Origin of the sequence: Klebsiella sp. 141251 (assembly GCF_050600725.1) — a bacterium.
Classification (GTDB): Bacteria; Pseudomonadota; Gammaproteobacteria; order Enterobacterales; family Enterobacteriaceae; genus Klebsiella; species Klebsiella aerogenes.
In genome coordinates, this window is the sequence record NZ_JAQIRG010000002.1 from 611,928 (window position 1) to 623,672 (window position 11,745).

Consider the following 11,745-nt stretch of genomic DNA (forward strand, 5'->3'; position numbering starts at 1 on the left):
AATTATGCCTGCGACACTTGGAAAAACAGGTAATAAGGAGCCGTTATTCCGTGGAGCTCATTATCTCGCTGATCGAACGCGCGCAGAGCCACTATTCATTGGTATTACTGATTGTTTTCCTGCTGACCTTCAGTAAATCCTGCGCCCTCATCTCTTTTGTGATCCCCGGGACCTCCGGTTTGCTGGTGCTCGGGGCGTTGGCGTCAACCAGTATCGGTCATTTCTTGCTAATGTGGCTAAGCGCCAGCCTCGGCGCAATCGGCGGATTCTGGCTCTCATGGCAAATTGGCCGTCGCTATCAGCATCATCTGCAGCGTCTGCGCTGGCTCAGCGCCGAACGAGTGCTGCGCAGCCAGCTATTCCTGCGCCGTCACGGCGGTTGGGCGGTATTCTTTGGCCGCTTTCTGTCGCCGCTGCGAGCAACGTTACCGCTGGTTACCGGCGCCAGCGGTACGCCGCTATGGCGTTTTCAGGTGGCCAACGTTGCATCGGGTTTACTCTGGCCATTTATCCTGCTGGCGCCGGGAGCATTTAGCCTTAGTTTTTGGTGAAACGTATTGTCTTTTAAAGAGATTTCTTAAGACTGCGATATGCTCTAGAATTAATATCATAACCTGATGATTAAACTAATTTTTAATATTTGTAAGATTATTTTAATTATGCTACCGTGACGGTATTATCACTAGAGGAAAGCCTTATGAAAATCGCTGTTTATAGTACCAAGCAGTACGATAAAAAGTATCTGCAGCATGTTAACGACGCATACGGCTTTGAACTGGAATTTTTCGACTTCCTGCTGACCGAAAAGACCGCAAAAACGGCCAACGGTTGTGAAGCGGTATGTATCTTCGTTAACGACGACGGTAGCCGTCCGGTGCTGGAAGAGCTGAAAGCCCACGGCGTGAAATACATCGCGCTGCGCTGCGCCGGGTTTAACAACGTCGATCTTGACGCTGCTAAAGAGCTGGGTCTGCGCGTCGTGCGCGTTCCTGCCTACTCGCCGGAAGCCGTAGCAGAACACGCCATCGGTATGATGATGTCCCTGAACCGCCGTATCCACCGTGCTTACCAACGTACCCGCGATGCCAACTTCTCGCTGGAAGGGCTGACCGGCTTCACCATGTACGGTAAAACCGCGGGAGTGATCGGCACCGGTAAAATCGGCGTCGCGACGCTGCGGATCCTTAAAGGTTTCGGTATGCGCCTGCTGGCGTTTGATCCCTATCCGAGCGCGGCGGCGCTGGATCTCGGCGTTGAATATGTCGACCTGCCGACGCTGTACGCGCAGTCCGACGTTATCTCGCTGCACTGCCCGCTTACCGACGAAAACTATCACCTGCTCAATCAGGCAGCCTTCGATCAGATGAAAGACGGCGTGATGGTCATTAATACCAGCCGCGGCGCGCTAATCGATTCTCAAGCGGCTATCGACGCGCTGAAGCATCAGAAAATCGGCGCGCTGGGAATGGACGTGTATGAAAATGAACGCGATCTGTTCTTTGAAGATAAATCGAACGATGTCATTCAGGATGACGTGTTCCGCCGGCTCTCCGCCTGCCACAACGTGTTGTTTACCGGCCACCAGGCGTTCCTGACGGCTGAAGCGCTGATCGGTATTTCCGAAACAACGTTGAGTAATCTTCAGCAGGTTGCTAAGGGCGAAACCTGCCCGAACGCGCTGGTCTAAGCTTCTTTCCCCTTTTGTGCTCCCCGTTAGCGGGGGGCACATTCAGACAATCCCCACAGATCCTGCCTGCATTACAGTTACACTGTTTTTCGTTTTATTGATATGACAAATGTTTTGGAGTACGAATGAATAAGTTTGCTGCACTGCTGGCGGCGGGAATGCTGCTATCGGGCTGCGTATACAACAGCAAAGTTTCTACCAACGCCGAACAACTGCAACATCACCGTTTTGTGCTGACCAGCGTTAACGGCCAGGCGCTACCGACAGGCCAGACGCCGCCGCCGGAAATTAGCTTCGGCGAAAAAATGTATGTGTCAGGCACGATGTGCAACGGCTTCAGCGGCCAGGGCAAGCTGTCTGACGGCGAGCTAAAAGTTGAACAGCTGGCGATGACGCGTAAGCTGTGCGCGGATCCGCAACGGAACGCGCTGGATAATACCCTCAGCAAAATGCTGCGCGAGGGCGCGCAGGTCGATCTGACGGAGAATCAGCTCACGCTGGCGACCGCCGACCAATCACTGGTGTATAAACTCGCCGATTTAATGTAGCGAGGCGCGTTGCGTATTAGTAGTTTCCGCAGCTTCCGCCCGCTAATGCCTGCTCGCTGCAGCGTTTACCATTCGGTAGCGCGCACATGCCAATAGCGCTGCCATCAAGCTGGCGGGCAACGGATAATGAACCGCCAACCATCGCGCAATTCGCCTGGCCGCTGTCGCTCATCGCCGCGCGCATGCCGGGCGGTACGTGTGCCGCGGTGGCTTGTTGCACCGGCTCGTTGCTACAAGCCGACAGTAATAACGCAGCGCACCCCACTAAAAACGCAGCTCGCATCCTCTCCCCCTTTCAGAAACATCTTAGAATAAACAAACTCAAGAATAATAGGCAGCGCAGCGCCTGCCGTCGAGAGGCGAAATACGTATTTATGCGCCTCATTAACATTTTCTAGCAAATTTTCCGCTTAAAGCTTGATCTCGGCAGGCAAAGCGCCTTACCAGCGCGCTTTTCATCCCAGCCCGAAATATTTTCCCGACGAAAAAATCACGGTTGCAGCGACCGGGCGGCATAGTTTGCACATGATGATTGCGGTGCCGGGTGCCTCCCGGTGAATTAGCCAGTTCGAGCTAATTCGCGTGCTAATTTTCGCCAACAGGGAACTGAACTGAACGCTCCGCCGCAGAGGGGAATTCACCGCAGCAAATAAATAGCACGCGATTGCCGGTTGGCTAAAAGCTATTAAATTTAAAAATATATTTTGCTTTGTTTAAGCGATGCATCGCCGGTATCCGTCACTACCTTTTGAGCTCTCTGGTCAGCCACTTTTCTGTTTTTCCGCCAAAAAATTGATCCAAACATAGATAAGGACATTCCCAAGGACACAAATGCGAAAATGGTCGCGGCGGGCGTTTGCTAAAATATGGAAATAACAACAGGACTCGTCGCCGTTTCACGAGTCCCTTCTTTTTGCGCAATGTAAGGGTGTCTTCTTATGATTACGATTGACGGTAATGGCGCGGTCGCTTCAGTCGCGTTTCGCACGAGTGAAGTTATCGCCATCTACCCGATTACGCCCAGTTCAACGATGGCGGAGCAGGCCGACGCCTGGTCTGGCGATGGGCTGAAAAACGTCTGGGGGGACGTCCCCCGCGTGGTCGAAATGCAGTCGGAAGCCGGGGCTATCGGCGCCGTGCACGGCGCGCTGCAGACCGGCGCCCTTTCCACTTCCTTTACGTCATCGCAGGGCCTGCTGCTGATGATCCCGACGCTGTACAAGCTGGCCGGCCAGTTGATGCCTTTTGTCCTGCATGTCGCCGCCCGTACCGTCGCCACTCATGCGCTGTCAATTTTCGGCGATCATTCCGACGTGATGGCCGTACGTCAGACCGGCTGCGCGATGCTCTGCGCCAGCAGCGTCCAGGAAGCGCAGGACTTCGCGCTGATTTCCCATGTCGCCACGCTGCAAAGCCGCGTGCCGTTTATTCATTTCTTTGATGGTTTCCGCACCTCGCACGAAATCAACAAAATCGCTCCGCTGGCGGATGACACCATTCGTTCCCTGCTGCCGCAGGATAAAATCGCCGAGCATCGCCAACGCGCCCTTAACCCGGAGCATCCGGTCATTCGCGGCACCTCCGCCAATCCGGACACCTACTTCCAGTCCCGTGAAGCAACCAACCCGTGGTACGACGCGGTGTACGAGCACGTTGAAACGGCGATGAATGATTTCGCCGCCGCAACCGGTCGCCAGTACAAACCGTTCGAGTTTTACGGTCATCCGCAGGCAGAGCGGGTTATTGTCATCATGGGGTCCGCTATCGGTACCTGTGAAGAGGTCGTTGATGAACTGCTGAGCCGTGGGGAAAAAGTCGGTGTGCTGAAAGTTCGCCTCTATCGCCCGTTCTCCGCCGCGCATCTGCTGCAGGCCTTACCGGAAAGCGCCCGCGCGGTTGCCGTACTGGATCGCACCAAAGAACCCGGCGCGCTGGCCGAACCGCTATACCTCGATGTTATGACCGCACTGGCGGAAGCCTTCAACCGCGGCGAGCGCGAAACGCTACCGCGTACTATTGGCGGCCGTTATGGTCTCTCGTCCAAAGAGTTTGGCCCGGAATGCGTGCTGGCTATCTTCAATGAATTACAAGCCGCACAGCCCAAGCCTCGTTTTACCGTAGGCATATACGATGATGTGACGAACCTTTCGCTGCCGCTGGCGGAAAACACGCTACCTGCGGAAGCGAAGCTGGAAGCGCTGTTTTACGGCCTCGGCAGCGACGGTAGCGTCTCGGCGACCAAAAACAATATCAAGATTATCGGCAACTCCACGCCGTGGTTCTCGCAGGGCTATTTTGTCTATGATTCGAAGAAGGCCGGCGGCCTGACCGTCTCGCACCTGCGCGTTAGCGAAAAACCGATCCGCTCGTCGTATCTTATCTCGCAGGCCGATTTCGTTGGCTGCCACCAGCTGCAATTTATCGATAAATATCAGATGGTAGAGCGGTTGAAGCCCGGCGGCATTTTCCTGCTCAATACGCCCTACAGCGCTGATGAGGTTTGGTCCCGCCTGCCGCAGGAAGTACAGGCCGCGCTGAATCAAAAGCAAGCACGCTTTTATGTGGTTAACGCGGCGAAAATCGCCCGCGAGTGCAGCCTTGGCGCGCGCATCAACACCGTTATGCAGATGGCTTTTTTCCATTTAACCCAAATCCTGCCGGGCGACAGCGCGCTGGCCGAACTGCAGGGTGCGATTGCCAAAAGTTATAGCAGTAAAGGTCAGGAGCTGGTGGAACGCAACTGGCAGGCGCTGGCGCTGGCCCGCGAATCGCTGGCGGAAGTGCCGCTGCAGCCGGTTAACGCCAGCAGCCCTAATCGTCCGCCAGTGGTCTCCGATGCCGCGCCGGACTTTGTCAAAACCGTCACCGCGGCGATGCTTGCCGGTCTTGGCGATGCGCTGCCGGTTTCCGCGCTGCCGCCAGATGGTACCTGGCCCATGGGCACAACCCGTTGGGAAAAACGCAACATTGCCGAAGAGATCCCTATCTGGAAGGAGGAGCTGTGTACCCAGTGCAACCACTGCGTCGCCGCCTGTCCGCATTCGGCAATCCGCGCCAAAGTGGTCTCACCGCAAGAGATGGAAAACGCCCCTGCCAGCCTGCACTCGCTGGATGTGAAATCACGCGATATGCGCGGGCAGAAGTACGTTCTGCAGGTCGCGCCGGAAGATTGCACCGGCTGCAACCTGTGCGTCGAAGTGTGTCCTGCGAAAGATCGCCAGAATCCGGACATCAAGGCCATCAATATGATGTCACGCCTTGAGCACGTTGAAGAAGAGAAAGTCAATTATGATTACTTCCTCAACCTGCCGGAAATCGATCGCACGAAACTTGAGCGCATTGATATTCGTACCTCGCAGCTGATTAGTCCGCTGTTTGAATACTCCGGCGCCTGCTCCGGCTGCGGCGAAACGCCGTACATCAAACTGTTGACCCAGCTGTATGGCGATCGGATGTTGATTGCCAACGCCACCGGCTGTTCCTCTATTTACGGCGGCAACCTCCCCTCAACGCCTTATACCACTGACGCTAACGGCCGCGGTCCGGCGTGGGCCAACTCGTTGTTTGAAGACAACGCCGAATTCGGCCTGGGCTTCCGCTTAACCGTCGATCAACACCGCCAGCGCGTAATGCGGCTGTTGAGCGAATTTGCCGATAAGCTGCCGACTGAACTGAATGCCGCGCTACATGCGCAAGCGTCGCCGGAAGCGCGCCGCGAACAGGTCGCCGAGCTGCGTCAGGCGCTGACGGGCGTAGCCGGAGCCGAAGAGCTGCTCACCGATGCGGATGCTTTAGTTGAGAAATCGGTCTGGCTTATCGGCGGTGATGGCTGGGCCTATGATATTGGCTTTGGCGGCCTTGACCACGTGTTGAGCCTGACGGAAAACGTCAATATCCTGGTACTCGATACCCAGTGTTATTCTAACACCGGCGGGCAGGCATCGAAGGCGACGCCGCTCGGCGCGGTCACCAAGTTTGGCGAGCACGGCAAACGTAAGGCACGCAAAGATCTCGGCGTGAGCATGATGATGTACGGTCATGTCTATGTGGCGCAGATTTCGCTCGGTGCGCAGCTTAACCAGACGGTGAAAGCCATTCAGGAAGCGGAAGCCTATCCGGGTCCTTCGTTGATTATCGCCTATAGCCCGTGCGAGGAGCACGGCTACGACCTGGCGCTAAGCCATGACCAGATGCGCCAGCTGACGGCAACCGGTTTCTGGCCGCTGTACCGCTTCGACCCGCGTCGCGCCGATGAAGGTAAGCTGCCGCTGGCGCTGGACTCACGCCCGCCGTCAGACGCGCTGGCTGAGACGCTGCTCAACGAGCAACGCTTCCGCCGCCTGAACGCCCAGCAGCCGGAAGTTGCCGAGCAGTTGTGGAAAGACGCGGCCGCCGACCTACAAAAACGCTATGACTTCCTGGCCCAGCTGGCAGGTAAAGCGGAGAAACCGACAACCGAAAGCTAAACCGGCTGACGCAAATCTGGTGCTATAAAAAAAGCCCGAATAGTAAATCTATTCGGGCTTGTCATTTTCCGACAAATTAATCATTCAATATGAATGAGACGGCAACAATATAAGGATTCAATGACAATAAAGGCATATAACGCAGTCAGAATACGATATTCAATCTGTATTGTATAATTTTTATTTTATATATTTACCCGCAAACCATTCATACGGAAAATTATCATTACTGTATATTTATTTACTTTAGAATTTACTTATATTGTAACAATTGATACTTATCATATCAGAATGCGCTCCTTTAGCATGGCCGTACTTCCACCCAGGAAGTTAAAACAAAAATAGTTAAAGGAATATCCAAATGAAAAGAAAAGCACTGGCATTGGTTATCCCGGCATTATTGGCTGCCGGCGCTGCTCACGCGGCAGAAATTTATAATAAAGATGGCAACAAATTAGATCTCTACGGCAAGGTAGACGGTTTACATTATTTCTCCAGCGACTCCAGCAAAGACGGCGACCAGACCTACCTGCGTTTCGGCTTTAAAGGTGAAACGCAAATTAACAATATGCTCACCGGCTATGGTCAGTGGGAATACAACGTTCAGGCCAACAACACCGAAAGCTCCGGCGATCAGGCATGGACCCGTCTTGCATTCGCCGGGATCAAAGCGGGCGACTACGGTTCATTCGACTATGGCCGTAACTACGGCGTCCTGTACGACGTGGAAGCCTGGACCGATATGCTACCAGAGTTCGGCGGCGACTCTTATACCCAGTCCGACAACTTTATGACCGGCCGCGCCAACGGTGTCGCGACCTATCGTAACAGCGATTTCTTCGGTCTGGTTAACGGCCTGAACTTCGCGCTTCAGTATCAGGGTAAAAATGAAAACCAGAATACTGAAGATATGAATGTGGGTACCAATAACCGCAGCACCGATGGCGACATTCGCTATGACAATGGCGACGGCTATGGCCTGTCCGCTACCTATGACTTAGGCATGGGTATCAGCGCTGGGGCAGCATATACTTCATCCGATCGTACAAACGCCCAGCAAAACTATACTGTTGGCGATCGCTACGCCAAGGGCGACAAAGCGGATGCCTGGACTGCAGGTCTAAAATATGACGCCAACAATGTTTATCTGGCGACTATGTATTCTGAAACCCGTAATATGACGCCATATGGTTCTACCAACAGCGATCATGGCGGTGGTATCGCCAATAAGACGCAGAACTTTGAAGTCACCGCACAATACCAGTTCGACTTTGGCCTGCGTCCGGCGATCTCTTACCTGCAATCCAAAGGCAAAGACCTGAGTTATATGGGCCAGTACTCTGATAAAGACCTGGTTAAATATATGGATGTCGGCGCGACCTATTACTTCAACCGTAATATGTCCACCTACGTTGATTACAAAATCAACCTGCTCGACGGCAATGACGACTTCTATAAAGACAACGGTATTTCTACCGACAATATCGTAGCACTGGGTCTGGTATATCAGTTCTAATGCTTGCGCCCGCCTTTCACGGCGGGCGTTTCACTTAAACCAACAATAAATTGCCGGTTGTCGTACCAATTTGTGATTCACGCAGTAGCAGAACCTCAATCCTGATGGCATACTGTTTTGGTGGTTATTAAAACAGGAGGTTTTATGAGTAGAATGATTCTGGTACCCATCGATATTTCTGATAAAGAATTTACTCAACGTGTGATCCGCCACGTTGAATCCGAAGCACGCGTCGATGACGCGCAGGTGCATTTCCTCACCGTTATCCCTTCGCTACCCTACTACGCCTCTCTGGGTATGGCCTATACCGCTGAACTGCCGGCAATGGATGAACTGCGCGCCGAATCGGAAGCGCAACTGCGCGAATTAGCCAAAGGCTTCGCCATTCCGGAAGACAGAATGCATTTCCACGTTGCCGAAGGCTCGCCAAAAGATAAGATCCTGGCGCTGGCTAAATCGCTGCCCGCCGACCTGGTCATTATCGCCTCGCATCGCCCGGACATCACCACTTATCTGCTCGGCTCTAACGCCGCGGCGGTAGTGCGCCATGCCGAGTGCTCGGTACTGGTCGTCAGATAATCGCAAGCCCGCCGCCCGGCGGGCTTTATTATCTTTACTCCTCGCGGATTAAAGTGCCGGAAAGATGCTGACATTGCCCCCCCGAATCCGTACCATACACGCCACGGTTTTCTATCAGACCTCACTCATTGCTACGCGCCAGCGGGAATTGCTCCAGCGACTGGCACAACGCGTGCTCTTCTGATGCCACACTATGAATTGAGCCACTATTAAATGCTGCAAAATCAAGAAATTAGTAAAAAAGAAAAATACAACATCGACAAGCTGCAGAAACGTCTGCGCCGTAATGTCGGTGAGGCGATCGCCGACTTCAACATGATTGAAGATGGCGACCGTATTATGGTCTGTCTTTCGGGCGGCAAAGACAGCTATACCATGCTGGAAATTCTGCGCAGCCTGCAAAAAAGCGCGCCTATTTCTTTTTCGCTGGTAGCCGTTAACCTCGATCAGAAACAGCCGGGCTTCCCGGAGCACATTCTGCCGGCGTATCTGGAACAGCTGGGCGTTGAGTATAAGATTGTCGAAGAGAACACTTACGGCATCGTTAAAGAGAAAATCCCGGAAGGCAAAACCACTTGCTCACTGTGCTCTCGTCTGCGCCGCGGCATTCTCTACCGTACGGCGACCGAACTGGGCGCGACCAAAATCGCGCTCGGCCATCACCGCGACGATATCCTGCAGACGCTGTTCCTCAACATGTTCTACGGCGGCAAAATGAAAGGTATGCCGCCGAAGCTAATGAGCGATGACGGCAAGCATATCGTTATCCGCCCGCTGGCCTACTGCCGCGAAAAAGATATCGAACGCTTCTCGCAGGCCAAAGGCTTCCCGATCATTCCTTGCAACCTGTGCGGATCCCAACCTAACCTGCAGCGTCAGGTGATCGCCGATATGCTGCGCGATTGGGATAAACGCTATCCTGGCCGTATCGAAACCATGTTTAGCGCAATGCAGAACGTGGTGCCGTCGCACCTGAGCGACGTCAATCTGTTTGATTTTAAATCCATCACTCACGGATCGGCGGTGGTTGACGGAGGCGATTTGGCTTTTGACCGCGAAGAGATCCCGCTGCAGCCTGCGGGCTGGCAGCCGGAAGAAGAAGACGCTCAGTTAGATGAACTGCGTCTGAATGTGGTTGAAGTAAAATAACAGGCAACACGTCTCCGGCAACCGCCGGAGACCGTCACTTGCCGCCCCTTACTTCAGCAGACGTACGCGGCAGGACTTGCCTTTAATCTTGCCGTTTTGCAACTGCTTATACGCCTTCTGCGCCACGCCCTGGCGAATAGCGACATAAACATGCGCGGGATGAACGTTGATCTTACCGATATCGGCGCCATCAAACCCCATATCGCCAGTTAACGCCCCCAGCACATCGCCCGGACGCATCTTCGCCTTCTTACCGCCATCGATACACAGGGTCGCCATCTCCGCCTGCAGCGGCGCAATATGATTACCCGCCGGCGCGTTAGCCCAGTTGAGTTTGATCTGCAGCATTTCGGCAAGAATGTTAGCGCGCTGCGCCTCTTCCGGCGCGCAGAAACTAATCGCCAGGCCGCTTTCGCCTGCGCGGGCGGTTCGCCCGATACGGTGGACGTGCACTTCAGGATCCCACGCCAGTTCAAAGTTAACCACCAGCTCCAGCGATTTGATATCCAGGCCGCGCGCCGCGACATCGGTCGCCACCAGTACGCGGGCGCTACCGTTAGCAAAACGTACCAACGTCTGATCGCGGTCACGCTGTTCCAGGTCGCCATGAAGCGACAGCGCGCTCTGGCCGGCAGCGTTCAATGCATCGCACACCGCCTGACAATCGCGCTTAGTATTACAAAATACCACGCAGGAAGCCGGCTGATGCTGGCTGAGCAATTTTTGCAGCAGCTTGATTTTACCGCTTTGCGAAACGTCGAAGAACTGCTGTTCAATAGACGGCAGCGCATCAACGCTATCGATTTCGATCGTCTGCGGATCCCGCTGCACCCGGCCGCTGATCGCAGCGATGGCTTCCGGCCAGGTCGCGGAGAATAGTAAAGTCTGGCGCAAAGCCGGCGCATAACGAATCACTTCATCGATAGCATCGCTGAAGCCCATATCAAGCATGCGATCGGCTTCATCCATAACCAGCGTCTGCAGCGCATCCAGCGACACGGTCCCCTTCTGCAGGTGGTCAAGCAGGCGACCCGGCGTGGCGACAATAATATGCGGCGCATGCTGTAAGGAATCGCGCTGGGCGCCGAAAGGCTGGCCGCCGCAGAGGGTTAATATTTTAATATTTGGCAAAAAGCGCGCCAGGCGACGCAGTTCGCCAGCAACCTGATCCGCCAGTTCGCGGGTCGGGCACAGAACCAGTGACTGGGTCTGGAACAGACCGGCGTCAACGTGCTGCAGCAATCCCAGACCAAAGGCCGCCGTTTTACCGCTGCCGGTTTTCGCCTGTACGCGCACATCCTTCCCTGCCAGGATTGCCGGCAACGCGGCGGCCTGCACCGGCGTCATCGCGTGGTATCCCAGTTCGTTAAGGTTGTTCAGTTGAGCTTCGGGCAAAAGGTTCAGTGTTGAAAAAGCGGTCACAATGTTTTCTCGCATTAAAGGGCGGACAATCTGCAGGCGCGTATCCTCGCAGATCTCCGCTCTTGATGCGACAATTTAATCGGGTCATCGTCCGGCGGCGGGTCGGGAAGCGGGTGTGGACGAGGCCGCGGATCGGGAACGGGCACCGGATCGTTAGGCTCAGGGCCGATGGGTATCGACTGCAATGATAGCGCCATTTTACGCATAGTTTATCCCCTCTCTTTACAGGACTATTCTTTAAGCGTAGAAGTTAGCTGGCAGAGGGCAAAAAAAAAGCCGACTCAATAAAGTCGGCGTCGTACGAATCAATTGTGCTATGCAGTAATTCAAAAAAGGAAGTAAGACAATATGGAGCGCAACGCCCATCGCTTGACGTTG

Annotated in this window: 10 protein-coding genes; 7 read left to right on the plus strand and 3 right to left on the minus strand. The window is 54.3% G+C overall.

Going from position 1 to position 11,745, the window contains the following annotated elements:
* The first annotated feature begins 50 nt into the window (after positions 1-50).
* From PGR09_RS07485 to hslJ, 3 genes are all read left to right on the plus strand, one after another.
* Entirely contained in the window at positions 51-551 is a 501-nt protein-coding gene (locus PGR09_RS07485) for a DedA family protein (protein ID WP_032708230.1), read from the plus strand.
* A gap of 146 nt (positions 552-697) precedes the next feature.
* Positions 698-1,687 (plus strand): 2-hydroxyacid dehydrogenase, encoded by a 990-nt coding sequence (locus tag PGR09_RS07490; protein WP_032711778.1) that lies wholly within the window; start codon positions 698-700, stop codon positions 1,685-1,687.
* 125 nt (positions 1,688-1,812) lie between these two features.
* Positions 1,813-2,235 (plus strand): heat shock protein HslJ, encoded by a 423-nt coding sequence (gene hslJ / locus PGR09_RS07495; RefSeq protein WP_047048931.1) that lies wholly within the window; start codon positions 1,813-1,815, stop codon positions 2,233-2,235.
* 16 nt (positions 2,236-2,251) lie between these two features.
* Here the strand turns inward: hslJ and PGR09_RS07500 are convergent, their stop codons facing one another.
* Positions 2,252-2,518: a putative hemolysin gene (locus PGR09_RS07500; protein WP_032711780.1), complete on the minus strand. Its 267-nt coding sequence runs from the start codon at positions 2,516-2,518 to the stop codon at positions 2,252-2,254.
* Between the two features lie 655 nt (positions 2,519-3,173).
* Between PGR09_RS07500 and nifJ the strand changes: the two genes are divergently transcribed.
* The 4 genes from nifJ to ttcA all read left to right on the plus strand — a co-directional run bounded on the left by nifJ (position 3,174) and on the right by ttcA (position 9,945).
* The gene (gene nifJ, locus PGR09_RS07505) at positions 3,174-6,701 is read left to right on the plus strand and encodes a pyruvate:ferredoxin (flavodoxin) oxidoreductase (RefSeq protein ID WP_315710724.1); all 3,528 of its coding nucleotides are present in this window, start codon (positions 3,174-3,176) and stop codon (positions 6,699-6,701) included.
* A gap of 361 nt (positions 6,702-7,062) precedes the next feature.
* Positions 7,063-8,217: a porin OmpC gene (ompC, locus tag PGR09_RS07510; RefSeq protein WP_047048936.1), complete on the plus strand. Its 1,155-nt coding sequence runs from the start codon at positions 7,063-7,065 to the stop codon at positions 8,215-8,217.
* A 144-nt stretch (positions 8,218-8,361) separates the two neighbouring features.
* Positions 8,362-8,796 carry a universal stress protein UspF gene (gene uspF, locus PGR09_RS07515; RefSeq protein ID WP_015366316.1) on the plus strand — a complete coding sequence of 145 codons (435 nt, stop codon included), beginning with the start codon at positions 8,362-8,364 and terminating at the stop codon, positions 8,794-8,796.
* 213 nt (positions 8,797-9,009) lie between these two features.
* On the plus strand, positions 9,010-9,945 hold the full coding sequence (gene ttcA, locus PGR09_RS07520; protein WP_015366315.1) for a tRNA 2-thiocytidine(32) synthetase TtcA: 936 nt from the start codon (positions 9,010-9,012) through the stop codon (positions 9,943-9,945).
* Positions 9,946-9,993: 48 nt separating this feature from the next.
* On the opposite strand, the gene dbpA is transcribed toward ttcA, so the two are convergent.
* Both dbpA and PGR09_RS07530 read right to left on the minus strand, forming a co-directional pair.
* Positions 9,994-11,367: an ATP-dependent RNA helicase DbpA gene (gene dbpA / locus PGR09_RS07525; RefSeq protein WP_430915992.1), complete on the minus strand. Its 1,374-nt coding sequence runs from the start codon at positions 11,365-11,367 to the stop codon at positions 9,994-9,996.
* A gap of 14 nt (positions 11,368-11,381) precedes the next feature.
* Complete coding sequence (locus PGR09_RS07530; protein WP_071596126.1) at positions 11,382-11,564, minus strand: hypothetical protein; 183 nt, start codon at positions 11,562-11,564, stop codon at positions 11,382-11,384.
* Between the last annotated feature and the right edge of the window lie 181 nt (positions 11,565-11,745).

What these genes read in the sequence shown, in the direction of transcription:
- ttcA (WP_015366315.1), top strand. Translation starts at nt 9,010, where the DNA reads ATGCTGCAAAATCAAGAAATTAGTAAAAAAGAAAAATACAACATCGAC.
- PGR09_RS07530 (WP_071596126.1), bottom strand. Translation starts at nt 11,564, where the DNA reads ATGGCGCTATCATTGCAGTCGATACCCATCGGCCCTGAGCCTAACGAT.
- PGR09_RS07500 (WP_032711780.1), bottom strand. Translation starts at nt 2,518, where the DNA reads ATGCGAGCTGCGTTTTTAGTGGGGTGCGCTGCGTTATTACTGTCGGCT.
- nifJ (WP_315710724.1), top strand. Translation starts at nt 3,174, where the DNA reads ATGATTACGATTGACGGTAATGGCGCGGTCGCTTCAGTCGCGTTTCGC.
- PGR09_RS07490 (WP_032711778.1), top strand. Translation starts at nt 698, where the DNA reads ATGAAAATCGCTGTTTATAGTACCAAGCAGTACGATAAAAAGTATCTG.
- ompC (WP_047048936.1), top strand. Translation starts at nt 7,063, where the DNA reads ATGAAAAGAAAAGCACTGGCATTGGTTATCCCGGCATTATTGGCTGCC.
- hslJ (WP_047048931.1), top strand. Translation starts at nt 1,813, where the DNA reads ATGAATAAGTTTGCTGCACTGCTGGCGGCGGGAATGCTGCTATCGGGC.
- uspF (WP_015366316.1), top strand. Translation starts at nt 8,362, where the DNA reads ATGAGTAGAATGATTCTGGTACCCATCGATATTTCTGATAAAGAATTT.